The sequence below is a fragment of the Anoxybacillus sp. LAT27 genome (assembly GCF_022030075.1).
In the GTDB taxonomy this organism is placed as follows: domain Bacteria; phylum Bacillota; class Bacilli; order Bacillales; family Anoxybacillaceae; genus Anoxybacillus; species Anoxybacillus kestanbolensis.
In genome coordinates this window covers 38,101-60,941 of sequence record NZ_JAIWYK010000423.1, presented here as the reverse complement: position 1 = coordinate 60,941, position 22,841 = coordinate 38,101, and the positions used below count along the sequence as shown (strand labels likewise).

General features: G+C 42.4%; 25 protein-coding genes, 1 tRNA gene and 1 other RNA gene. 21 read left to right on the top strand and 6 right to left on the bottom strand.

Annotation, left to right across the window (positions count from 1 at the left end; translation table 11 throughout):
* Nucleotides 1-5: 5 nt before the first annotated feature.
* From trxB to LD028_RS11905, 6 genes are all read left to right on the top strand, one after another.
* On the top strand, nucleotides 6-953 hold the full coding sequence (gene trxB, locus LD028_RS11930; protein ID WP_006320194.1) for a thioredoxin-disulfide reductase: 948 nt from the start codon (nucleotides 6-8) through the stop codon (nucleotides 951-953).
* 229 nt (nucleotides 954-1,182) lie between these two features.
* Nucleotides 1,183-1,641: an NUDIX hydrolase gene (locus LD028_RS11925; protein WP_237811926.1), complete on the top strand. Its 459-nt coding sequence runs from the start codon at nucleotides 1,183-1,185 to the stop codon at nucleotides 1,639-1,641.
* 17 nt (nucleotides 1,642-1,658) lie between these two features.
* Nucleotides 1,659-2,549 carry an RNase adapter RapZ gene (rapZ, locus tag LD028_RS11920; protein WP_035019915.1) on the top strand — a complete coding sequence of 297 codons (891 nt, stop codon included), beginning with the start codon at nucleotides 1,659-1,661 and terminating at the stop codon, nucleotides 2,547-2,549.
* Nucleotides 2,546-3,511 carry a gluconeogenesis factor YvcK family protein gene (locus LD028_RS11915; protein WP_006320197.1) on the top strand — a complete coding sequence of 322 codons (966 nt, stop codon included), beginning with the start codon at nucleotides 2,546-2,548 and terminating at the stop codon, nucleotides 3,509-3,511. Before rapZ ends, LD028_RS11915 begins: the two co-directional genes overlap by 4 nt.
* Before the next feature lie 12 nt (nucleotides 3,512-3,523).
* Nucleotides 3,524-4,486 (top strand): DNA-binding protein WhiA, encoded by a 963-nt coding sequence (gene whiA, locus LD028_RS11910; RefSeq protein WP_035019916.1) that lies wholly within the window; start codon nucleotides 3,524-3,526, stop codon nucleotides 4,484-4,486.
* 19 nt (nucleotides 4,487-4,505) lie between these two features.
* Nucleotides 4,506-4,763 (top strand): HPr family phosphocarrier protein, encoded by a 258-nt coding sequence (locus LD028_RS11905; RefSeq protein ID WP_006320199.1) that lies wholly within the window; start codon nucleotides 4,506-4,508, stop codon nucleotides 4,761-4,763.
* A gap of 27 nt (nucleotides 4,764-4,790) precedes the next feature.
* On the opposite strand, the gene clpP is transcribed toward LD028_RS11905, so the two are convergent.
* Nucleotides 4,791-5,405 (bottom strand): ATP-dependent Clp endopeptidase proteolytic subunit ClpP, encoded by a 615-nt coding sequence (gene clpP, locus LD028_RS11900; protein WP_304413198.1) that lies wholly within the window; start codon nucleotides 5,403-5,405, stop codon nucleotides 4,791-4,793.
* Between the two features lie 188 nt (nucleotides 5,406-5,593).
* Between clpP and LD028_RS11895 the strand changes: the two genes are divergently transcribed.
* The 14 genes from LD028_RS11895 to ssrA all read left to right on the top strand — a co-directional run bounded on the left by LD028_RS11895 (nucleotide 5,594) and on the right by ssrA (nucleotide 19,381).
* Nucleotides 5,594-5,665 (top strand) — tRNA-Arg (locus LD028_RS11895).
* Between the two features lie 226 nt (nucleotides 5,666-5,891).
* Nucleotides 5,892-7,172, top strand: coding sequence for an RNA polymerase factor sigma-54 (gene rpoN / locus LD028_RS11890; protein ID WP_237811925.1), 1,281 nt, complete (start codon nucleotides 5,892-5,894; stop codon nucleotides 7,170-7,172).
* Nucleotides 7,173-7,184: 12 nt separating this feature from the next.
* Nucleotides 7,185-7,418, top strand: coding sequence for a glutaredoxin family protein (locus LD028_RS11885; protein WP_012576015.1), 234 nt, complete (start codon nucleotides 7,185-7,187; stop codon nucleotides 7,416-7,418).
* 136 nt (nucleotides 7,419-7,554) lie between these two features.
* Nucleotides 7,555-8,586 carry a sugar-binding transcriptional regulator gene (locus tag LD028_RS11880; protein ID WP_006320212.1) on the top strand — a complete coding sequence of 344 codons (1,032 nt, stop codon included), beginning with the start codon at nucleotides 7,555-7,557 and terminating at the stop codon, nucleotides 8,584-8,586.
* A gap of 36 nt (nucleotides 8,587-8,622) precedes the next feature.
* Nucleotides 8,623-9,630: a type I glyceraldehyde-3-phosphate dehydrogenase gene (gene gap / locus LD028_RS11875; RefSeq protein WP_237811924.1), complete on the top strand. Its 1,008-nt coding sequence runs from the start codon at nucleotides 8,623-8,625 to the stop codon at nucleotides 9,628-9,630.
* Nucleotides 9,631-10,148: 518 nt separating this feature from the next.
* Nucleotides 10,149-11,333, top strand: coding sequence for a phosphoglycerate kinase (locus tag LD028_RS11870; protein ID WP_237811923.1), 1,185 nt, complete (start codon nucleotides 10,149-10,151; stop codon nucleotides 11,331-11,333).
* Nucleotides 11,334-11,350: 17 nt separating this feature from the next.
* Complete coding sequence (gene tpiA / locus LD028_RS11865) at nucleotides 11,351-12,106, top strand: triose-phosphate isomerase (protein ID WP_237811922.1); 756 nt, start codon at nucleotides 11,351-11,353, stop codon at nucleotides 12,104-12,106.
* Nucleotides 12,103-13,638 (top strand): 2,3-bisphosphoglycerate-independent phosphoglycerate mutase, encoded by a 1,536-nt coding sequence (gpmI, locus tag LD028_RS11860; RefSeq protein ID WP_237811921.1) that lies wholly within the window; start codon nucleotides 12,103-12,105, stop codon nucleotides 13,636-13,638. The genes tpiA and gpmI overlap by 4 nt, the downstream gene beginning before the upstream one ends.
* A gap of 19 nt (nucleotides 13,639-13,657) precedes the next feature.
* Nucleotides 13,658-14,953 carry a phosphopyruvate hydratase gene (eno, locus tag LD028_RS11855; RefSeq protein WP_237811920.1) on the top strand — a complete coding sequence of 432 codons (1,296 nt, stop codon included), beginning with the start codon at nucleotides 13,658-13,660 and terminating at the stop codon, nucleotides 14,951-14,953.
* A 111-nt stretch (nucleotides 14,954-15,064) separates the two neighbouring features.
* Nucleotides 15,065-15,298, top strand: a complete 234-nt coding sequence (gene secG / locus LD028_RS11850; RefSeq protein WP_237811919.1) for a preprotein translocase subunit SecG — start codon at nucleotides 15,065-15,067, stop codon at nucleotides 15,296-15,298.
* A gap of 53 nt (nucleotides 15,299-15,351) precedes the next feature.
* Entirely contained in the window at nucleotides 15,352-16,089 is a 738-nt protein-coding gene (locus LD028_RS11845; RefSeq protein ID WP_237811918.1) for an alpha/beta hydrolase, read from the top strand.
* A 20-nt stretch (nucleotides 16,090-16,109) separates the two neighbouring features.
* A complete protein-coding gene (gene rnr, locus LD028_RS11840; RefSeq protein ID WP_237811917.1) occupies nucleotides 16,110-18,386 on the top strand; it encodes a ribonuclease R in 2,277 nt (758 codons plus the stop codon).
* A gap of 78 nt (nucleotides 18,387-18,464) precedes the next feature.
* Nucleotides 18,465-18,932, top strand: coding sequence for an SsrA-binding protein SmpB (gene smpB, locus LD028_RS11835; protein ID WP_183252964.1), 468 nt, complete (start codon nucleotides 18,465-18,467; stop codon nucleotides 18,930-18,932).
* A 96-nt stretch (nucleotides 18,933-19,028) separates the two neighbouring features.
* Nucleotides 19,029-19,381: a transfer-messenger RNA gene (gene ssrA, locus LD028_RS11830) on the top strand.
* Between the two features lie 48 nt (nucleotides 19,382-19,429).
* Here ssrA and LD028_RS11825 read toward each other — a convergent pair.
* The 4 genes from LD028_RS11825 to LD028_RS11810 all read right to left on the bottom strand — a co-directional run bounded on the left by LD028_RS11825 (nucleotide 19,430) and on the right by LD028_RS11810 (nucleotide 21,490).
* A complete protein-coding gene (locus LD028_RS11825) occupies nucleotides 19,430-19,603 on the bottom strand; it encodes a hypothetical protein (RefSeq protein WP_009362281.1) in 174 nt (57 codons plus the stop codon).
* A gap of 75 nt (nucleotides 19,604-19,678) precedes the next feature.
* The gene (locus LD028_RS11820; protein WP_237811916.1) at nucleotides 19,679-20,830 is read right to left on the bottom strand and encodes an HD-GYP domain-containing protein; all 1,152 of its coding nucleotides are present in this window, start codon (nucleotides 20,828-20,830) and stop codon (nucleotides 19,679-19,681) included.
* Nucleotides 20,831-20,901: 71 nt separating this feature from the next.
* Nucleotides 20,902-21,225 (bottom strand): spore coat protein, encoded by a 324-nt coding sequence (locus LD028_RS11815; protein ID WP_009362280.1) that lies wholly within the window; start codon nucleotides 21,223-21,225, stop codon nucleotides 20,902-20,904.
* Nucleotides 21,226-21,238: 13 nt separating this feature from the next.
* Nucleotides 21,239-21,490: a hypothetical protein gene (locus tag LD028_RS11810; protein WP_009362279.1), complete on the bottom strand. Its 252-nt coding sequence runs from the start codon at nucleotides 21,488-21,490 to the stop codon at nucleotides 21,239-21,241.
* Nucleotides 21,491-21,654: 164 nt separating this feature from the next.
* Here LD028_RS11810 and LD028_RS11805 point away from each other — a divergent pair, with 164 nt between their 5' ends.
* Nucleotides 21,655-22,572, top strand: a complete 918-nt coding sequence (locus LD028_RS11805) for a proline dehydrogenase family protein (protein ID WP_006322721.1) — start codon at nucleotides 21,655-21,657, stop codon at nucleotides 22,570-22,572.
* Nucleotides 22,573-22,591: 19 nt separating this feature from the next.
* Here LD028_RS11805 and LD028_RS11800 read toward each other — a convergent pair whose 3' ends face one another.
* Nucleotides 22,592-22,738, bottom strand: a complete 147-nt coding sequence (locus LD028_RS11800; RefSeq protein WP_009362277.1) for a YuzL family protein — start codon at nucleotides 22,736-22,738, stop codon at nucleotides 22,592-22,594.
* Nucleotides 22,739-22,841 lie beyond the last annotated feature (103 nt).

Here is a 22,841-nt window from a genome sequence, read left to right as displayed (position 1 = left end):
GAAACGTGTCACAAGAAAATATTTATGACGTCATTATTATTGGCGCAGGTCCAGCAGGGATGACGGCAGCGGTGTACACATCGCGAGCGAACTTATCGACGCTTATGCTTGAACGCGGGGTTCCTGGCGGTCAAATGGCAAATACAGAGGAAGTAGAGAACTATCCAGGGTATGAACATATTCTTGGGCCAGAGCTCGCGACGAAGATGTTTGAACATGCGAAAAAATTTGGTGCTGAATATGCGTACGGTGATGTAAAAGAAGTGATTGACGGCGAAGCGTATAAGACGGTTGTCACAAGCAATCAACAATACAAAGCTCGTGCCGTTATTATTGCGACAGGTGCAGAGTATAAAAAGCTTGGCGTTCCTGGTGAAAAAGAATTGGGGGGACGCGGCGTTTCGTATTGTGCGGTATGTGACGGAGCGTTTTTTAAAGGCAAAGAGCTTGTCGTTGTCGGTGGAGGGGATTCAGCCGTTGAAGAAGGTGTGTATTTAACACGTTTTGCAAGTAAAGTGACGATCGTTCACCGTCGCGACCAGTTGCGTGCGCAAAAAATTTTACAGCAACGAGCGTTTGCGAATGAGAAGGTTGATTTTATTTGGAATCATACAGTCAAGCAAATTAACGAAAAAGATGGTCGTGTCGGCAGCGTGACGCTCGTTCATACACAAACAGGGGAAGAGCGTGAGTTCCCATGTGATGGCGTGTTTATTTACATCGGTATGGTGCCGCTAACAAAGCCGTTTGCTTCACTTGGCATTACGAACGAAAACGGCTATATTGAAACGAACGAATTAATGGAAACGAAAGTGCCTGGCATTTTTGCAGCAGGGGATGTGCGTGAAAAGTCGCTTCGTCAAATTGTTACCGCAACAGGTGACGGAAGTATTGCGGCACAAAGCGCCCAACATTACGTAGAAGAATTAAAGGAAAAGCTTAACATTCAGTAATGAAAACGTAATGTGGCTTTAATTGAACTGTAACACGCTTGAAACAATAAAAGAGTATGATAAAAGTAAGTAATTGACCCCCTTTTTATATATACTTGTTGGCACGGGCTTTCGTCCCGTGCTTTCTTTTTGTTACGGTTATGAAAACGTTTCAAAATTTATACTTTGTGACCGTTTGTAAGAAATAGTATAATGAAAAAAATATATTCATTATTGAGGTGAACGGACGTTGCAACGAGTGACGAACTGTGTATTAGTGAAAGACGGACACGTTCTTTTGTTAAAGAAACCTCGGCGCGGTTGGTGGGTAGCGCCGGGGGGGAAAATGGAACAAGGAGAATCAGTACGGGAAGCTTGTGTGCGAGAATATCGTGAGGAAACAGGTATTTATTTGAAAAACCCAAAATTAAAAGGGGTATTTACGTTTGTCATGAAGCGAGGAGAAGAAGTCGTTTCTGAATGGATGATGTTTACGTTTTTTGCGGAACATTTTGATGGCGAAAACGTAGTACAATGTGAAGAAGGGGAGCTCGCTTGGCATCCAATTGAACAGATTCCAACGTTGCCGATGGCGCCAGGCGATTATCATATTATTGATTATGTCATTAAAGGAACGGGAATGATGTACGGCACGTTTACGTATACAGAGGAATTTGAATTGTTATCGTACCGACTAGATCCGAGTTGAAGAAAGGAGAGAGGGCGATGAGCACAGGTTCAGCACATGTTCATATGGTGATTATTACAGGGATGTCGGGAGCAGGAAAAACGGTAGCGATCCAAAGTTTTGAGGATTTAGGCTATTTTTGTGTCGATAATTTGCCACCGACGTTGTTACCAAAGTTTCTTGAATTAATTCGAGAGTCAGGAAATAAAATGAATAAAATTGCTCTCGTCATGGATTTGCGGAGCCGTGATTTTTTCGATCGTCTTTTTGCAGCGCTCGATGATTTGGCAGAAACATCGTGGGTGACGCCACAAATTTTATTTTTAGATGCAAACGATACGACACTTGTTAGCCGTTATAAAGAAACGCGGCGCTCGCATCCGCTTGCTCCAAGTGGATTGCCACTTGAAGGAATTAAGTTGGAGCGCCAGTTGCTCGAGGAATTGAAAGGGCGCGCGCAAATGATTATCGACACATCCAACTTAAAACCGCGCGAACTGCGCGAAAAAATTGTTCAAACATTTGCGACACCAGCTACGACAACGTTTTCTGTCAATGTTGTTTCATTTGGCTTTAAATATGGGTTGCCGATTGATGCGGATCTCGTCTTTGATGTTCGTTTTTTACCGAATCCGCATTATATCGAGCATATGCGTCCGAAAACAGGACTAGATGAGGAAGTATCATCTTACGTTTTGAAATGGACGGAGACGCAAAAATTTATTGAAAAAGTAACGGATTTACTTTCGTTTATGCTTCCACATTATAAGCGAGAAGGAAAAAGTCAAGTCGTCATTGCTATTGGATGTACAGGTGGACAGCATCGTTCTGTAACGTTAGCGGAGTATATCGCACGTTATTTTGCTGACGAATATACAACGCATGTATCACATCGAGATATTGCAAAAAGAAAGGATACGCACCGATGAAAAAAATTGTTGTCATTGGCGGGGGCACAGGGCTTCCTGTTTTGCTTCGGGGGCTCAAACAATATGATGTCGATTTGACAGCGATCGTCACCGTTGCAGATGATGGCGGAAGCTCGGGGAGATTACGTGATGAACTGGATATGCCTCCGCCCGGAGATATTCGTAACGTACTTGCGGCTCTTTCTGATGTAGAACCACTCATTATCGAATTGTTTCAACATCGATTTGAAAACGGGAACGGGTTATCCGGTCATTCGCTTGGCAATTTAATTTTAGCGGCGATGACGGCCATCACTGGCGATTTCGTGCATGCGGTTCGTGAAATGGGAAAAGTGTTAAATGTGCGTGGAAAAGTGTTGCCAGCCGCAAATGAAAGTGTTGTTTTGCATGCAGAAATGGAAGACGGGACGATCGTATCGGGTGAGTCAAAAATTCCGTATTCCGGAAAAAAAATTAAACGTGTATTTTTAACTCCATCAAATATTGAGCCGCTCGAAGAAACGATTACAGAATTACAAATGGCAGATTTAATTGTGATTGGACCCGGGAGTTTATATACGAGCATTTTACCGAATTTACTCGTTCCTAAAATTGGCGAAGAGGTATGTCAATCAAAGGCGAAAAAAGTATATATATGCAACGTCATGACTCAAGCAGGAGAAACGTTAAACTATACGGCGAGCGATCATGTAAAAGCGCTGTATGATCATATGGCTTGTGCATTTTTAGATGCTATCATTGTCAATAATGCGCCTATTTTGCCAGAAACGAAAGAGCGATATGCGAAAGAACTGGCGACACCGGTCATTTGTGATATGGAAGAATTAGAGAAGCTCGGTTTACAAGTCATTTGTGATGCGATCATTGATGAGCGAGATGGAACGGTGCGTCACGATACGAAAAAAGTAGCGGCGTTGCTCGTTTCGCTTCTAGCACCTCCTTCGCACGACGTATATTTATAGGAGGTGGGATCGTTGTCATTTGCATCAGAAACAAAGAAAGAATTAACGGGTATTGACGTGAAACCTTGTTGTTTAAAAGCAGAGTTGTCTGCTTTAATTCGAATGAACGGTTCCATTTCATTTTCTAACCGCCGTTTGTTGCTAAACATTCAAACAGAAAATGCCGCAATCGCACGGCGCATTTATACGTTATTAAAAAAAGGGTATGATGTAGTAGTTGAGTTGCTTGTACGCAAAAAGATGCGTTTAAAGAAAAATAACGTATATATCGTACGGGTGGTGGAAGGAACGCACGAACTATTATCAGATTTAAAAATTATGGAAGAAGGATTTTCGTTTGTTCACGTCATTTCGCCAGAACTCGTGCAAAAAAAATGTTGTAAACGTTCGTATTTGCGTGGAGCGTTTTTAGCGGGTGGATCTGTTAATAACCCAGAAACATCGTCTTATCATTTAGAAATTTTTTCGTTATATCGTGAACATAACGAATCGCTTTGTGAACTGATGAACACGAATTTTCATTTACATGCGCGCACGTTAGAAAGAAAAAAAGGGTTTATTACGTATTTAAAAGAAGCGGAGAAAATTGCAGAGTTTTTAAGCATTATCGGAGCGCATCAAGCGCTATTGCGTTTTGAAGATGTGCGCATCGTGCGCGATATGCGTAATTCTGTCAATCGTCTTGTTAACTGTGAAACAGCGAACTTAAATAAAACGATTGGCGCAGCGTTGCGACAGGTGGAAAACATTCGTTATATTGACGAGACAATCGGGCTTGATCAGCTCCCCGAAAAGCTTCGCGAGATCGCAAAATTGCGCATTGAATACCAAGATGTGACGCTCAAAGAGCTTGGAGAAATGGTTTCTGGTGGGAAAATTAGCAAATCGGGTATTAATCATCGCCTGCGTAAATTAGATGAAATTGCTGAACGACTTCGTGCAGGTCAGCCGATCGATTTTCATAAATCTTTATGAACTATGGGAGGAATGCAAAATGGTAGAAAAGCAAGTGGAAGTACGGTTGAAAACAGGGTTGCAAGCGCGTCCAGCAGCGTTATTCGTTCAAGAAGCAAACCGTTTTTCAGCCGATATTTACATCGAAAAAGATGGAAAAAAAGTAAATGCAAAAAGCATTATGGGTTTAATGAGTTTAGCGATTCATACAGGGGCAGTTATCACCATTTATGCGAATGGATCAGATGAACAAGAAGCGTTAAACAAACTTGTTGAGTATGTACAAAAAGAAGCATAAAAACAAGGCGGGAAGGCCGCCTTGTTTTTATTTTTCATCGACGCGTGTTAATACGCGGTCAATTAAACCGTATTCTTTCGCCTTTTCAGCTGTCATAAAGTTGTCGCGATCGGTGTCGCGCTCAATGACTTCGATTGGTTGTCCTGTATTTTCGGATAAGATGCGGTTTAATTTGTCACGCAAGAATAAAATGCGTTTGGCTGCAATTTCGATTTCTGTTGCTTGGCCTTGTACGCCACCGAGCGGTTGATGAATCATGATCTCGCTATTTGGCAATGCAAAACGTTTTCCTTTGGCACCTGCTGCCAGCAAAAACGCCCCCATAGAAGCTGCCATACCGATACAAATCGTCGATACATCTGGTTTAATAAATTGCATCGTATCGTAAATCGCCATGCCTGCTGTAATCGACCCACCAGGGCTGTTAATGTAGAGAGAAATATCTTTTTCAGGGTCTTCAGCGGCTAAAAATAAAAGCTGAGAAACGATTGAGTTTGCGACATGATCATCGATTGGGCTTCCTAAAATGATGATGCGGTCTTTTAATAAGCGAGAGTAAATGTCATATGCACGTTCTCCACGGCTCGTTTGTTCAATAACTGTAGGAATTAAGTTCATACTCTTCCTCCTCCGATAATTCATTTTTTATGTACTTTTATCATACAGGAAAGGTCAATAAAGGTCAAATGAAATACCTTTCATTCATATGTATTCGCCTTTGTTCTTCTGCATCCCTTCTTTCATCGTTTCCGCTTTTTTAAATTTTAAACGTCACCGCTATTGCATTTTTTTTTCTTCTTCACTATAATGGTAAGTGCATTTATCACTATGCCCTCGTAGTGTAGTGGATAGCACGAGAGATTCCGGTTCTCTTAGCGTGGGTTCGAATCCTGCCGAGGGCGTTAATTAACCCCTGCTTGCTATGCAAGCGGGGGTTTTTGTATAAAAAAATAAAGTCCGGTGTACCGCACCGGACGAATAGATGAATTTTGCGAGGCTTGCTCGCTTGTTCTATAAGAATGATAACATGCCTTCGATGCATATGCATAGTAGAAAAAACATCCAATATGTTTTTATCGTCTCTCCGTTAGAGAGATGATAAAATGAGGATGAAGGGAGATGGCATGAATGGAGATGCAATTAACGCAAAGGCAAGAGCTAAAAGTTGCGTTGACAAAAGAGCTTGTTCAAGCGATTGAACTGCTGCAATATTCAATGATCGAACTACAATCGCTTTTACATGAACAAGCGCTTGAAAATCCATTTGTTGAGTTGCATGAACGAAAACGAACAGCTACAAAGCGACGCGATCAAACGAACCGGATGAATTATATTGAAAATGTAAGCGCTTTTAATTGTTCGCTTGCTTCACATTTACATGGCCAACTCGTTGGTATGCGTGTATCCGACGAGGAGAGAAGAGCACTTGATTATTTAATTGCGTCACTTGATGAATATGGTTATTTGCATACAACAATTGCCGAGGCAGCTTGCCATCTTCAGTTAGAAGAAACGACTATATCGCGAGCACTTCATATGTTACGGTCACTTGATCCTGCTGGGGTAGGAGCGGAAAATTTGTCGCATTGTTTATATTTACAACTCATCCGTCTTCCACAAAGGGATGAGCTAGCGGAAACAATTGTGACGGAGTATTTCGAACCGTTTGTCCATAAAAAATGGAAAGAAATAAAATCGAAACTAGGTGTAGAGTTAGCGGACTTACAGCGGGTGTGGGAACTTATTCGTACGCTCCATCCACGCCCAGGAAGTTTGTATAACGATGAACAAATGACGTACATTGTCCCTGATGTCATCGTGTCATATAGTAATGGGGTGTGGAATGTAACGATAAACGAAGAAATTATTCCAACTGTTGTATGGAATGAATCGTATGAACGGAAAGTACGATCGGATGATCCGCACGTTCAAAAATATATCGAGGAAAAACGTCAACAGTTTCAATGGATCCAACGTTGTTTAATGCAGCGAGCAACAACGATTGAGCAAATTGCCTGTGAGTTAATTCATCGACAACGTGATTATTTTGAAAAAGGTTTGCTCCATATGAAGCCACTTACGATGCGCGAAGTGGCAACAGCATTAAACATTCATGAATCGACCGTCAGTCGCGCGGTGAAAAATAAATATATGCAAACGCCTCATGGTTTAATTGACATGCGCCGCTTTTTTACAAGCGGTGTTGATGAACACGCATCGCAAGAAAAAGTAAAAGGTTTAATTGCGGAATTAATTAAGCAAGAAAATGGGCAAAAACCTCTTTCCGACCAAAACATTGCTGATTTACTCGAGCAACGATACAATATTTGTGTAGCGCGGCGGACGGTCGCGAAATATCGTGAACAGCTTTGTATTCCACCGGCTTCGAAACGAAAGCAATATGCATAAAGGGGACAAAACATGAAAATCGTGTTATATTCGAAAGAAAACTGCTGTCTTTGTGATGAAGCAAAAGACATTCTTCGCGAGTTACAAGTCGAATGGGAAGAAGTAGATATTTACAAAGATGAGCGATTACTTGAACGATACCATCTTATGATTCCTGTCATTGAAATGAACGGAGACATCGTTGCGTACGGTCGCATTCACAAAGATGTCATAAGAAAGCGATTACAACAAATACGAAGCAGTTGAATAACGTTTCACTTCCTGTTACAATAAAGTTGTAGCAGGGGTGAATTTTTTTTACGTAAAGTGGGACATAATACGTCATAGCGGGACTTAAAACGTCCTGAAAAAGAAAAAGAGAGTAAAGAAGGAAGAAAAGAGCATGCGACAATGGATTGATGTTCAACGAAAATTGTTGCCTGATCTTCTCGCGATTATGCAAAAGCGATACGAAATTTTGCAGCACATCCGCTTAATGCAACCGATTGGACGCCGAACATTATCCTTAAACTTAGGCATTAGCGAGCGCGTCTTACGGTCGGAAGTGCAGTTTTTAAAAGAGCAAAATTTGCTTGATATTACAACTGCGGGCATGAGTGTTACATCGGAAGGAAACGATATGCTCATTCAACTTGAAGATATGATGCGAGAAGTACTCGGGTTAAAAGAGCTGGAAAGAAAAATAAAAAAGAAACTTCCTGTCAAAGATGTCATTGTCGTTGCTGGAGACAGTGATCGATCCCCTTGGGTGAAGAGAGAGATGGGAAGAGCTTGTGTCTCACGTATAAAACATTCACTAACGGGGAAAGACGTTGTAGCAGTAACTGGTGGAACAACCCTTGCTGCTGTTGCTGAAATGATGACACCAGACGTCAAATACCGAGATGTGTTATTTGTTCCAGCACGCGGTGGACTTGGAGAAGATGTAACGAACCAAGCGAACACGATTTGTGCGCGCATGGCGGAAAAAGCAATGGGACATTATCGTTTGTTACATGTCCCTGACCAGCTAAGTGCTGAAACGTATCAATCAATTATTGAAGAACCAGCTATTAAAGAAGTGCTTGAATTAATTAAGTCATCAACGGTCGTCATTCATGGTATAGGTGACGCAAAAACGATGGCAGAACGAAGAAAAACGCCACCAGAAGAAATGAAAAAAATTGAACACAACAAGGCGGTGGCAGAAGCATTTGGATACTACTTCAATCAACATGGGGAAGTGGTTCATAAAGTAAACACCGTTGGCATTCAGCTCGAAGATGTGCGCCACGTTCCTTGCGTCATCGCAGTGGCAGGAGGCGCTTCGAAAGCAAAAGCAATTCAAGCGTATATGAAACAGGCACATCAGTGCATCTTAATTACAGATGAAGGTGCAGCAAAACAGTTAGTACGGGATGATTCATCCCTCTAAAATATATCTCTATAATCCAAAAGGAGGACGAAAACGATGGCAGTAAAAATTGGTATTAACGGTTTTGGTCGTATCGGCCGTAACGTATTTCGCGCAGCATTAAAAAATCCTGAAATTGAAGTGGTTGCAGTTAACGACTTAACAGATGCAAAAACGTTAGCACACCTTTTAAAATATGACTCCGTTCATGGCACATTAGATGCAGAAGTGTTTGTAAACGGCAATAACATTGTTGTAAACGGAAAAGAAATTATCGTCAAAGCAGAGCGCGATCCAGCAAACTTAGGATGGGGCGAACTTGGTGTTGATATCGTTGTTGAATCAACAGGACGCTTCACAAAACGCGAAGACGCAGCGAAACATTTAGAAGCAGGCGCGAAGAAAGTCATCATTTCTGCACCGGCGACAAACGAAGACATTACAATCGTGATGGGCGTAAACCAAGACAAATACGACCCAGCAAACCATCATGTCATTTCAAACGCATCTTGTACAACAAACTGCTTGGCGCCATTTGCGAAAGTATTGCATGAAAAATTCGGCATCATTCGTGGTATGATGACGACTGTTCACGCGTATACAAACGACCAACAAATTCTTGATTTACCACATAAAGATTTACGTCGTGCGCGTGCAGCAGCTGAATCGATCATTCCAACATCAACAGGTGCGGCAAAAGCAGTAGCACTTGTATTGCCTGAATTAAAAGGAAAATTAAACGGTATGGCGATGCGTGTACCAACACCAAACGTATCTGTCGTTGACCTTGTTGCTGAACTTGAAAAAGAAGTTACTGTTGAAGAAGTAAACTCAGCATTAAAAGCGGCGGCAGAAGGTGAATTAAAAGGCATTCTTGCTTACAGCGAAGAGCCATTAGTTTCTCGTGACTACAACGGCTCAACAGCTTCTTCAACAATCGATGCCCTTTCAACAATGGTTATGGAAGGTCGCATGGTGAAAGTTCTTTCTTGGTACGACAACGAAACAGGATATTCTCACCGCGTTGTTGACCTTGCTGCATACATTGCATCAAAAGGTTTATAATTTTTTGGATTGTTTGCCCAAAACGGTTTATAATAAATAGTTGGACATACCGAGAAGGGGAGCGGGGATCATCCCCACTCCCTTTCTATGTATCACACGAATAAGGAGGCCTTTCCGTCAACTACTCCCACTTAACTAACGCTTGAAGTGGGGGCTTGCAACTCCCCAGAAGTGCAAACGGACTTCATCCTCCTTCCTTGACTTGGGGTTGCATCAGGGGCAGGTTGACGACTACCCAACGACGCAGGTCATGCCTGCATCGTTACCGATTCTCTCGGTGTGTCTGTTGGCAGTACTTGACTTCCACACACAACAGACGGACCTACGCTCGATGTTTTACGGTTACAACGTTTCCTGTAACCAACTCCATACATCGAGTAGCAGTTATTGGAGTGCCTTTATTTAACGGTTTTCTCCACGCCTTTATTATATCATACACAAAAGAAAGGGGGAACGCGCATTCCTCTCCCACTTACTCCCTTTGGTCGTTGAAGTGGGAGTCTCCTGCGCGAAATAGGATGAATAAAAAAACCGTCCGTGACATTGATGTGAAAGGAAAACGTGTATTTTGCCGCGTCGATTTTAACGTGCCGATGCAAGACGGTGCCGTGACAGATGACACGCGCATCCGAGCGGCGCTGCCAACGATCCAATATTTAATGGAACAAGGAGCGAAAGTCATTTTAGCGAGCCACCTTGGTCGTCCGAAAGGAAAAGTTGTTGAAGAGATGCGCTTAAATGCTGTGGCAGAACGTTTAAGTGAATTGCTTGGCAAGCGCGTCGTGAAAACAGATGAAGCGTATGGCGATGCAGTGAAAGCTGCGATTGCTGAAATGAATGAAGGCGATGTGTTATTGCTTGAAAACGTACGTTTCTATCCTGGTGAGGAGAAAAACGACCCAGAATTGGCAAAAGCGTTTGCCGAATTAGCAGATGTATACGTCAACGATGCATTTGGGGCAGCACACCGTGCGCATGCGTCCACAGAAGGCATTGCCCATTATTTACCGGCTGTTGCTGGGTTTTTGATGGAAAAAGAAATCGAAGTGTTAGGAAAAGCATTGTCGAATCCAGACCGTCCGTTTACGGCAATCATCGGCGGCGCCAAAGTAAAAGATAAAATCGGCGTCATTGAAAATTTATTAGATAAAGTGGATAATTTGATTATTGGGGGCGGCTTAGCGTACACATTCGTGAAAGCGCTCGGCCATGAAATTGGCAAATCGTTATTAGAAGAAGATAAAATGGAATTAGCGAAATCGTTCATGGAAAAAGCGAAAGAAAAAGGCGTCAACTTCTACATGCCTGTGGATGCAGTCGTAGCTGACGATTTTTCAAACGATGCGAATAAAAAAGTTGTTAACATCGATGAAATTCCAAGTGATTGGGAAGGACTTGACATCGGTCCGAAAACACGCGAATTGTATCGCGATGTGATTTTAAAATCAAAACTTGTTATTTGGAACGGTCCGATGGGTGTATTCGAAATGGACGCGTTCGCTGAAGGAACAAAAGCTGTTGCTCAAGCGCTTGCTGATGCGAAAGATACATACACGGTCATCGGTGGCGGCGATTCAGCAGCGGCAGTTGAAAAATTTGGACTTGCAAACAAAATGGATCACATTTCGACAGGTGGCGGTGCGTCGCTTGAATTTATGGAAGGTAAACAACTTCCAGGTGTCGTTGCTTTAAATGACAAGTAAGAAAGGAGCGAAAAGCGATGCGAAAGCCGATTATTGCAGGAAACTGGAAAATGCATAAAACGTTAAAAGAGGCGCTTCAATTTGTAGAAGAAGTGAAACATGCCGTTCCTTCAAACGAGCAAGTGGATACGGTTGTATGCGCCCCAGCGTTATTTTTAGCCCATTTAGTTGAGGCGACAAAAGGAACAAATGTAAAAATTGGTGCGCAAAACATGCACTTTGAAGATCAAGGGGCATTTACAGGCGAAATTAGCCCTGTTGCGTTAAAAGATCTTGGTGTGGAGTATGTTATCATCGGGCACTCCGAACGCCGTGAAATGTTTGCCGAAACAGATGAAACAGTCAACAAAAAAGTGCTTGCGGCGTTTAAGCACGGACTTGTGCCAATCGTTTGTTGCGGGGAGACATTAGAAGAGCGTGAAAGCAATCGCACAAATGAAGTCGTTCGTGTACAAGTTGAAAAAGCGCTTGAAGGCTTAACAGAAGAACAAGTAAAGCAAGTTGTCATTGCCTACGAGCCAATTTGGGCGATCGGAACAGGGAAATCGTCCACAGCAGAAGATGCCAACAACGTATGCGGCTACATTCGCCAAGTCATTGCGAACAAATTCTCACAAGAAGCAGCTAATGCGGTACGCATTCAATACGGTGGTAGCGTAAAACCAGAAAATATTGCTGCGTTTTTAGCGGAAGAACATATTGACGGAGCGCTTGTTGGTGGTGCGAGCTTACAACCACAATCGTTTTTACAACTCGTGGAGGCAGGAAAATGAGCAAAAAACCAGTAGCATTAATTATTTTAGATGGCTTTGCTCTTCGTGAAGAAACATTTGGCAACGCGGTTGCACAAGCGAAAAAACCAAATTTCGATCGTTATTGGAACGAATATCCACATGCGACATTAACGGCATGCGGTGAAGCGGTCGGTTTGCCAGAAGGACAAATGGGGAACTCGGAAGTCGGTCACCTAAACATCGGTGCTGGTCGCATTGTGTATCAAAGTTTAACGCGTGTGAATATCGCCATTCGCGAAGGTGAGTTTGAGCGCAACGAAACGTTTTTAGCAGCGATGGATCATGTGAAAAAACACGGAACAAATTTGCACATTTTCGGTCTTCTTTCTGACGGTGGTGTGCATAGTCATATTAACCATTTATTCGCTTTACTCAAGCTCGCCGCAAAAGAAGGCGTCAAACATGTGTATATTCACGGCTTTTTAGACGGACGTGACGTTGGTCCACAAACAGCGAAAACGTACATTCAACAGTTAAATGAACAAATCGCACAAATTGGTGTCGGTGAAATCGCTACATTATCCGGTCGTTATTACTCCATGGACCGCGATAAACGTTGGGAGCGCGTCGAAAAAGCGTATCGTGCGATGGTGTACGGTGAAGGTCCATCATACCGTGATCCGCTTGCGTGCATTGATGATTCGTACGCAAACGGCATTTACGATGAGTTCGTCTTGCCGTCTGTGATCGTCCGTGAAGACGGAACGCCAGTCGCAACAATTCAAGATAACGACGCGGTTATTTTCTACAATTTCCGTCCTGACCGTGCGATTCAAATTTCAAACACGTTTACAAACGATGATTTCCGTTCATTCGATCGTGGACCGAAACATCCGAAAAATTTGTTCTTCGTATGCTTAACGCACTTTAGTGAAACAGTAAAGGGGTACGTGGCATTTAAGCCAACGAACCTTGATAATACGCTCGGTGAAGTATTGTCACAAAACGGGTTAAAACAGTTGCGCATTGCCGAAACAGAAAAATATCCGCACGTCACATTCTTTATGAGCGGCGGACGGGAAGAAAAGTTCCCTGGTGAAGAGCGCATTTTAATTGACTCACCAAAAGTAGCCACATACGATTTAAAACCAGAAATGAGCGCATACGAAGTGACGGACGCTTTACTGAAAGAAATTGAAGCAGACAAATTCGATGCGATTATTTTAAACTACGCAAACCCTGACATGGTCGGTCATTCAGGAAAATTAGAGCCAACGATTAAAGCAGTCGAAGCGGTCGATGAATGTTTAGGAAAAGTCGTCGATGCGATTATCGCCAAAGGTGGTATTGCGATTATTACCGCAGACCACGGAAATGCGGACGAAGTATTAAATCCAGATGGCAGTCCGAATACGGCGCATACGACAAATCCGGTTCCGGTCATCGTGACGAAAAAAGGCATTACACTTCGTCAAGATGGCATTTTAGGGGACTTAGCGCCAACGATGCTTGATTTGCTCGGATTACAACAACCGAAAGAAATGACAGGAAAAACGTTAATTCAAAAATAAACTAAAGGAGAGATGAACGATGCCAACAATTATTGACATTTATGCTCGTGAAGTATTAGACTCTCGTGGCAATCCGACAGTAGAGGTAGAAGTATACACAGAATCAGGTGCGTTCGGACGTGCCCTTGTACCGAGTGGAGCGTCAACAGGTGAGTATGAAGCGGTTGAATTGCGTGATGGCGACAAAGGTCGCTACCTTGGTAAAGGTGTATTACAAGCAGTGAAAAACGTAAACGAAGTCATCGCGCCAGCATTAATTGGTAGCTACGATGTGACAGAGCAAGTTGCCATCGACCGTGCATTAATTGCATTAGACGGTACAGAAAATAAAGGAAAATTAGGTGCAAACGCAATTTTAGGCGTTTCAATGGCTGTTGCACGCGCAGCTGCTGACTACTTAGGCGTTCCTCTATATCAATATTTAGGCGGATTTAATGCAAAAACGTTGCCTGTTCCAATGATGAACATTTTAAACGGCGGTGCGCATGCAGATAACAACGTTGACATTCAAGAATTTATGATTATGCCAGTTGGCGCACCAAACTTCCGTGAAGCGCTTCGCATGGGAGCAGAAATTTTCCATAGCTTAAAATCAGTGTTAAAAGCGAAAGGCTACAACACCGCTGTTGGTGATGAAGGCGGATTTGCGCCAAACTTAAAATCAAACGAAGAAGCGCTCGAAACAATTATCGAAGCGATTGAAAAAGCTGGCTACAAACCAGGCACAGAAGTGATGCTTGCGATGGACGTGGCGTCTTCTGAGCTGTACAACAAAGAAACAGGCAAATACCATTTAGAAGGCGAAGGCGTTGTAAAAACGTCAGAAGAAATGGTTGCATGGTACGAAGAGCTTGTTAACAAATATCCGATCATCTCGATCGAAGACGGCTTAGATGAAAACGACTGGGCTGGTCATAAGTTATTAACAGAGCGCCTTGGCAAAAAAGTACAACTTGTCGGTGACGATTTATTCGTAACAAATACGAAAAAATTAGCACAAGGCATCGAACAAGGTGTCGGCAACTCAATCTTAATTAAAGTGAACCAAATCGGTACGTTAACCGAAACATTTGAAGCGATTGAAATGGCAAAACGCGCAGGCTACACAGCTGTTATTTCTCACCGTTCTGGTGAAACAGAAGATAGCACAATCGCCGACATCGCCGTTGCAACAAACGCGGGTCAAATTAAAACAGGTGCGCCATCACGCACAGACCGCGTCGCAAAATACAACCAATTGCTTCGCATTGAAGACCAATTAGGCGAAACAGCGGTTTACCAAGGAATCAAGTCTTTCTACAACTTGAAGAAGTAAGAAACAAGGATGCCTTCGCATGAGGGCATCCTTTTGTCCGTTGCACAAATGGATGATATTATGTTAAAATAAAACTATTGTGATTGATGTGCGTGGGTGGAGGTGTTGGACATGCATGCGTTGCTTGTTACGTTGTTAGTGATTGTTTCGCTTGGGATGATTGTTGTTGTGTTATTACAATCCGGTCGAAGTGCAGGGCTTTCTGGTGCGATTACCGGCGGTGCTGAACAATTGTTCGGCAAACAGAAAGCACGGGGCATTGATGCGGTGTTACACCGTCTGACTGTTGTCCTTGCGGTGTTGTTTTTCGTATTAACAGTAGCTGTCACTTATTTTGAACTGTAACAGCGGTCCAGCGATGCGGATCGCTTTTTTCATGGAGAAGGGAGGAATCATCTGTGAAACTTGTTGCACCACAACCGTTTACGTTTGAAGCTGGTGAACGCGCTGTTTTATTATTGCACGGATTTACTGGAAATTCGGCGGATGTTCGGATGCTTGGTCGTTTTTTACAATCAAAAGGATATACGTGCCACGCCCCAATTTATAAGGGACATGGCGTGCCGCCAGAAGAACTTGTGCATACCGGCCCGGAAGACTGGTGGCAAGATGTGATGAACGCTTACGAATATTTAAAACAAAACCATGAAAAAATCGCTGTTGTTGGATTATCGCTTGGCGGTGTGTTTTCGTTAAAACTTGGCTATACTGTTCCTGTCGTTGGCATCGTGCCGATGTGTGCCCCGATGTATATTAAAAGCGAACAAACGATGTATGAAGGAGTTTTAGCATACGCTCACGAATATAAAAAGCGGGAAGGAAAAAGTGAGGAGCAAATCGAGCGAGAAATGGCGGAGTTTGCGAAAACGCCGATGAAAACATTGAAATCACTGCAACAACTTATTGCCGAAGTGCGCGATCATCTTGATTATATTTATGCGCCTGTTTTTGTTGTACAAGCGCGTCATGATGACATGATTAACCCAGATAGTGCAAATATTATTTATAACGGCGTTGAATCTCCAGTAAAACAAATGAAGTGGTATGAGGAGTCAGGACACGTCATTACGCTTGATAAGGAAAAAGAGCAATTACATGAAGACATTTATGCATTTTTAGAATCATTAGATTGGTAATCCTCGAAAGGAGGAAGTAAATGAAGGAAAAATTATTGGCGTTTATGCGCGACGAAGCGTATAAACCTCTGACTGTTCAAGAGCTAGAAGAAGCGTTTCATATTACAGACGCAGCCGAATTTAAAGAACTTGTCAAAACACTTGTCGCGTTAGAAGAAGAAGGACTGATTGTTCGGACGAGAAGCAATCGGTATGGACTGCCGGAAAAGATGAATTTAATTCGCGGCAAAGTAACAGGGCATGCGAAAGGGTTTGCGTTTGTCATTCCAGAAGATCCGACGCTTGATGACATTTTCATTCCGCCGTCGGAATTGAAGAATGCGATGCATGGCGACACCGTTCTTGTGCGTGTCAACGGACAAGCAACGGGGGCGCGTCAAGAAGGGACGATCGTCCGCATTATTGAGCGTGGTATTACAGAAGTCGTAGGAACATATACGGAAAGCAAAAACTTCGGTTTTGTTATTCCAGACGATAAAAAAATCGTCAACGACATTTTTATTCCAAAACATGCCGCAAACGGTGCGATCGAAGGGCATAAAGTTGTCGTTCGTTTAACGACGTATCCAGAAGGGCGGATTAGTGCCGAGGGAGAAGTTATTAAAATTTTAGGTCATAAAAACGATCCGGGGGTCGATATTTTATCGATCATCCATAAGCACGGCTTGCCGCTACAATTTCCGGAAGACGTCATTGCCCACGCCAACAGCATTCCGGATACGATTTCTGAAGAAGATTTGCAAGGACGGCGTGATTTGCGCAATGAAATGATTGTCACGATCGATGGTGAAGACGCAAAAGATTTGGACGATGCCGTAGCAGTGACGAAATTAGCAAACGGAAACTATAAGCTTGGCGTTCATATTGCCGATGTCAGCCATTATGTGACGGAAGGGTCGCCAATTGATCGCGAAGCATACGAACGCGGAACGAGCGTTTATTTAGTCGACCGCGTCATCCCGATGATTCCGCACCGTTTATCAAACGGTATTTGTTCATTAAATCCGAAAGTCGATCGATTAACGTTATCGTGCGAAATGGAAATTAACGATCGTGGCGAAGTGGTCAGCCATGAAATTTTCCAAAGTGTCATTCGCACGACCGAACGAATGACGTATTCCGATGTCAACCGCATTCTCGTTGATCACGATGAGGCACTACGAGAAAAATATGCCCCGCTTGTGCCGATGTTTGAGTTAATGGCAGAGTTAGCCGATATTTTACGCAACAAACGCATGAAGCGCGGTGCCATTGATTTTGACTTTAAAGAAGCGAAAGTACTCGTTGATGAAAATGGAAAACCGTATGACGTCGTGTTGCGTGAACGTTCTGTTGCCGAACGATTAATTGAGGAATTTATGCTAGCAGCGAACGAAACGATCGCGGAACATTTCCATTGGATGAACGTGCCGTTTATTTATCGTGTGCATGAAGATCCGAAGCCAGAGAAGTTGCAACGCTTTTTAGAGTTTATTACGAACTTCGGCTATATTGTCAAAGGAACGGGCAATCAAATTCATCCGCGTGCCTTGCAAGAAGTGCTAGAGGCGGTACGTGGTGAGCCAGAAGAAATGGTCGTTTCAACCGTCATGCTGCGGTCGATGAAGCAAGCGCGCTATGACGCTGAAAGCCTCGGTCACTACGGATTATCAACGGAATTTTATACACATTTCACATCGCCGATTCGTCGCTACCCAGACTTAATTGTGCATCGCCTTATTCGCACATACTTAATTAACGGGCAAATCGATGAACAAACGCAACAAAAATGGGCGGAGAAGTTGCCAGAAATTGCGGAGCATACGTCGAATATGGAACGCCGTGCGGTCGAGGCAGAGCGCGAGACAGATGACTTGAAGAAAACCGAATTTATGGAAGATAAAATTGGCATGGAGTTTGACGGCATTATTAGTTCGGTGACAAATTTCGGGCTGTTTGTTGAACTGCCAAATACGGTCGAAGGGCTTGTGCACGTCAGCTATTTAACAGACGATTATTATCATTATGACGAGCAACATTATGCGATGATTGGTGAGCGAACAGGGAAAGTATATCGCATTGGCGACCAAATTACGGTGCGTGTCATTAACGTCAATAAAGAGGAACGCATCGTTGACTTTGAAATTGTCGGTATGAAAGGGCGAAAAAACAAACAGCCAAAAGCGGCGCCTGTTGTCATTGAAGGAAAGCGGAAAAAGAAAAAAGAAGAACAATGGCCAACAAAAAAAACGAAGAAAAGCAAGAAGTTTTTCGAAGACATCCCAAACATGAAAAAGAAGAAAAAGAAAAAACGATAAGGAAAGCCTCCACCGATGAGGCTTTTCCTTTCCTCTCATTTTTGCTAAAATATTCGTTGTCTGAAGGGAGGGAAATCGATGCCAAAAGGGGAAGGGAAGCTCATTGCCCAAAATAAAAAAGCGCATCACGATTATTTCATTGAAGAAACGTACGAAGCAGGACTAGTGCTGCAAGGAACGGAAATTAAGTCGATTCGCGCAGGTAAAGTGAACTTAAAAGATTCATTTGCGAAAGTGGAAAAGGGAGAAGTGTTTTTGCATAATATGCATATTAGTCCGTACGAACAAGGAAACCGCTACAATCACGACCCGCTCCGGACGAGAAAACTGCTTCTTCACCGCCGCGAAATTAATAAACTGATCGGCTATACGAAAGAGCAAGGTTATACGCTCGTCCCGCTCAAGTTGTATATTAAAGACGGTTTTGCGAAATTGTTGCTTGGCGTCGGTAAAGGAAAGAAAAAGTACGACAAGCGCGAAGATATGAAAAAGAAAGAAGCGCAACGCGAAGTCGAACGCGCTTTCCGCGAACGGCAAAAACTGTAGTGACAATATGTTACAATTGCAAACGAGCGGAAATGTGCTATAATAAATGATGTCAGCCAGTTATGAAAGCTTAAGCTGTTTCGTACGTTTCTCTACGGGGACGTTACGGATTCGACAGGGGTAGATCGAGCTTAAGCTGCGAGCCGAGGGGATCGTCCTCGTAAAAACGTCACTTAAAGATAACTGGCAAAGAAAACTACGCTTTAGCTGCTTAATTAACGCGGCTAACTCCTACCGCCATCGCCCATGTGGCGGCCTAGGGGTTCATAACAAGTGGGCTACGCCCAAGTCCGCCGTCTGAGGATGAGGGAAGAGAATAATCAGACTAGCTGCTCGGATGCCTGTCGGTAGGCGGAAGAAGCGGCGAAAGTAAAATATACCGACTACGCTCGTAGACGCTTAAGTGGCGATATCTCTGGACGTGGGTTCGACTCCCACCGTCTCCATACGCTAATGAGAAAACGCTAGAGAGTAAATACCTCTCTAGCGTTTTATGTTTAATAATACCATCCGCCACCATATGGATAAAACGGATATGGACGTGGTGGGTAATAATATGGGCGTGGCGGATAAAACGGATAAGGCGTTAATGCGCTACCGAGCAATCCACCTAAAAAGCCCCCAAAAAACGGTGCACCGAAAAAACCGAAAAACGGTCTGCGACCATACATTTGAGCATTCCCTCCTCGCAAATTCATCATTACATTAACACGATATGCAAGGCGTTTGTCCAATGGTTGGGCGACTTATCGTTTTCTTGAGAAATCAATCACCGTTCCATCATGTTTTTGAACGATGGGGCGCAATGGAGCATGGATATAGTCTGTAAATCCAATGATCGTCGCCCACTCGTACGGACGGATTTGGATCGCTTGACCAACTTTATATAATGTTGTTTTATCTAAAAAAATGCGCAATATGTGAGGGTCTAATTTTTTTCCTCGTTCGTTCCATACCGCTTCTAAAGCTTTAAATGATGTATAACTTTTTTTACCAATATAACCGCCGACAAGTTCATCATAGTATTGTGCGATGGCGATAATGCGACCGTATAAGTGAATCGCTTCCCCCGATTTTTTGTTCGGTGAATAAACGCCATCAAAATGCTCATGATGGTCAAGAATGCCGTAAATGATTTCTTTCTGTCTACAATATGTCGATGTCGAAATAAGTTCAATGGAACGTTTAAGGTGTGAGTGAACTAACTCTTTATCTGCTTTTTCATTATTTAAGTAAGTAACAAATTGTTCTTTTGGGACTTCTGTAAAACCGATATCTGCAAATAATGTCGCTAAACAAAGATTGAGTAAATCTTCGTCACGCAGTTCTAAAGTTAAGCCGATCATTAAAGCGATGGATGTCGTGTTAATGCTATGGATAGCTAGCACGTCGTGGTATCGTTTTATTTTTTCATATAAATTTAAAATTTCCTTGTCTTTTGAAATGATAAGATTTAGCCGTCCATCAATCTCTTTTGCTCGCCGTAGTAAACGAGTGGAATCTAATGTTTTTTCAATCAATCCCCATGTAGGAGCGAAGATGTTTAATTCGGATAAAAAGATTGGTTGTACATCAGTTTCGTCTGCTATTTCTACATCATACATCGCGGCTGTAATGGGAAACTGAATAAATTGTTTATGTACATCAATCAGTTGTTTCATTGCTTCGATAAACGCGCGACTCGCATGTTCGCGAGCAAGCATAAACTCGGCTAGCTGCTGCTCAGATGAAACGACGAGAAATGGGAAATAGTGAGGATAATGTTTTTTTATATGTTGAATAACAGATTCGCTTAGCTTTTTATGTTTTTGGATGAATAGTAATCCGTCTGGTCGATATAAAGGGTGCAAAAGAATGTCGCCTGGAACGAGTTCGTAAGTTTGTTTTCGTTGGAACATATCGATCCCTCTCTCTAAAACATTTACCTTCATTATACAAAAAAACCGACTGCATAAGCAGCCGGCTTTTCTTATTGCATCATATTGTTGTACGGGAATTGGCTCGCATATCCTTGAAATTGTTGATACGATTGTTGTAATTTTTGCTGATCTGCCTGTTCAAGTGCATACCATCCTTTTTTGAACATTAAGTTGTACAATTCACGTTGACAGTTTTGTGTTTCGGTAAACATATGCAATATTTCGTCATACAAATGTTGATGGCTTGCTTCGTTTAAAAATGTACAATAACTATCCGTCATATATTTTTCAGTTGATAACATATCATTAATAAAATCGCGATCGTTCATTTGGGGTGTTTTCGGAATTTGTGTTTCAGTATTTTGCACTTTCATGTCATGGCCTCCTTTATTGCATGTGTGCTGATGGCTGTAATTGATGCAAAAGCTGTTGATAATGGCGTTGATGCATTTGTCCAACACGCTCTATCGCCTGTTTAATTTCTTGATCTTGACATTGAGACGCAAAAAAATGTGCTTTTTTCATCGCAAGCAAATTCCATGAGAGCGCATCTGTTAAATAAAGCGCATCTTTTGTTGAAATCATTTCAGGTGGTTGAGCCATCATCGCATGTTGTTGTGTATTCATTTGTTGTTGCACAATCATCCCTCCATATAAAATCATGTTCGACTGTATATTGCCCACGTGCTGTATAGTTATACGTACGTAGACAAAAAATACGATTATTCGACAAAAACATATTCAATTCATTGAAAACGTGTTACAATACGGGTGGATGCGCTTGCAAAGGGGGTAAAACAGCGATGGAACAACTTATGCGCGACTTTTTCTTATTTTTGTCAAAAAATAAAACGTTAACAAAATTGGCGAAGCGGTACGGTCTTCGTTTCGGTGCGTCGCGTTTTGTAGCGGGAGAAACGATTGAACGGGCAGTAGACGTGATTAAAGAACTCAATCGTAAAGGACTAGCGGTCACCATCGATTATTTAGGGGAATTTGTTGATAACGAACAAGAAGCAAATGAAATGGCGAACCATTCGATTGAGGCGATTCGTGCAATTGGTGAAAACCAATTAAATTCCCAACTGTCGCTGAAAATGACATCGATGGGATTAGACATTTCCGATGAGCTTGTGATGAAAAATATGCGTCGCATTTTAGATGAAGCAAAAGCCTATGACGTATTTGTGACAATTGATATGGAAGATTATTCTCGTTGTCAAAAAACGATCGATATTTTTAAACAGTTGAAAAAAGAGTATGACAATGTTGGGACGGTATTGCAAGCATATTTGTATCGCACAGAAAAAGATATTGAAGATTTAAATGCGTATCATCCCAATTTACGTCTCGTGAAAGGCGCATATAAAGAGTCGCCGGAAGTCGCTTTTCCAGATAAAAAAGATGTAGATGAAAACTTTAAAAAAATCATTAAAATGCATTTGTTAAATGGTAACTATACAGCGGTTGCGACGCATGACGATGCGATTATTGAATATACGAAACAATTAGTCAAAGAACATAACATTCCAAATAGCCAATTTGAATTTCAAATGTTATACGGCATTCGTCCAGAGAGACAAGAACAATTAGTACGTGAAGGATACACAATGCGCGTCTACGTTCCATATGGAACCGACTGGTACGGCTATTTTATGCGTCGCTTAGCAGAACGCCCAGCCAACGTGGCGTTTGTGTTAAAAGGTATATTCAAAAAATAAAGGTGGGCACATCCCACCTTTATTCATTTCCCATATTTTCTTTTCCATATTGTTGATTTTGGCTCGTTTTCTTTCCGCCTCCATCACGTTCCACCGTTGGACCTGCATTTCCTTTCACACTTGCAGCACTTACACCTGCTTTAGACGGGTGTTTTTTCATTTTCATTGCCTCATCACCTCCTTTCGTATCATGTCCTAAATCGTTGACAAAATTCGCTACATTTATTTGTTGCGAAAATTTAAAATATAATTTATATTTAAGATAAAGA

Coding starts and splice junctions, on each gene's coding strand:
- rpoN (WP_237811925.1), top strand. CDS start 5,892: ATGGAGATGCAATTAACGCAAAGGCAAGAGCTAAAAGTTGCGTTGACA.
- LD028_RS11885 (WP_012576015.1), top strand. CDS start 7,185: ATGAAAATCGTGTTATATTCGAAAGAAAACTGCTGTCTTTGTGATGAA.
- LD028_RS11880 (WP_006320212.1), top strand. CDS start 7,555: ATGCGACAATGGATTGATGTTCAACGAAAATTGTTGCCTGATCTTCTC.
- clpP (WP_304413198.1), bottom strand. CDS start 5,405: ATGAATTATCGGAGGAGGAAGAGTATGAACTTAATTCCTACAGTTATT.
- secG (WP_237811919.1), top strand. CDS start 15,065: ATGCATGCGTTGCTTGTTACGTTGTTAGTGATTGTTTCGCTTGGGATG.
- eno (WP_237811920.1), top strand. CDS start 13,658: ATGCCAACAATTATTGACATTTATGCTCGTGAAGTATTAGACTCTCGT.
- tpiA (WP_237811922.1), top strand. CDS start 11,351: ATGCGAAAGCCGATTATTGCAGGAAACTGGAAAATGCATAAAACGTTA.
- LD028_RS11915 (WP_006320197.1), top strand. CDS start 2,546: ATGAAAAAAATTGTTGTCATTGGCGGGGGCACAGGGCTTCCTGTTTTG.
- LD028_RS11825 (WP_009362281.1), bottom strand. CDS start 19,603: ATGTATGGTCGCAGACCGTTTTTCGGTTTTTTCGGTGCACCGTTTTTT.
- rapZ (WP_035019915.1), top strand. CDS start 1,659: ATGAGCACAGGTTCAGCACATGTTCATATGGTGATTATTACAGGGATG.
- gpmI (WP_237811921.1), top strand. CDS start 12,103: ATGAGCAAAAAACCAGTAGCATTAATTATTTTAGATGGCTTTGCTCTT.
- LD028_RS11905 (WP_006320199.1), top strand. CDS start 4,506: ATGGTAGAAAAGCAAGTGGAAGTACGGTTGAAAACAGGGTTGCAAGCG.
- LD028_RS11800 (WP_009362277.1), bottom strand. CDS start 22,738: ATGAAAATGAAAAAACACCCGTCTAAAGCAGGTGTAAGTGCTGCAAGT.
- rnr (WP_237811917.1), top strand. CDS start 16,110: ATGAAGGAAAAATTATTGGCGTTTATGCGCGACGAAGCGTATAAACCT.
- LD028_RS11805 (WP_006322721.1), top strand. CDS start 21,655: ATGGAACAACTTATGCGCGACTTTTTCTTATTTTTGTCAAAAAATAAA.
- LD028_RS11870 (WP_237811923.1), top strand. CDS start 10,149: ATGAATAAAAAAACCGTCCGTGACATTGATGTGAAAGGAAAACGTGTA.
- LD028_RS11815 (WP_009362280.1), bottom strand. CDS start 21,225: ATGAAAGTGCAAAATACTGAAACACAAATTCCGAAAACACCCCAAATG.
- LD028_RS11820 (WP_237811916.1), bottom strand. CDS start 20,830: ATGTTCCAACGAAAACAAACTTACGAACTCGTTCCAGGCGACATTCTT.
- smpB (WP_183252964.1), top strand. CDS start 18,465: ATGCCAAAAGGGGAAGGGAAGCTCATTGCCCAAAATAAAAAAGCGCAT.
- gap (WP_237811924.1), top strand. CDS start 8,623: ATGGCAGTAAAAATTGGTATTAACGGTTTTGGTCGTATCGGCCGTAAC.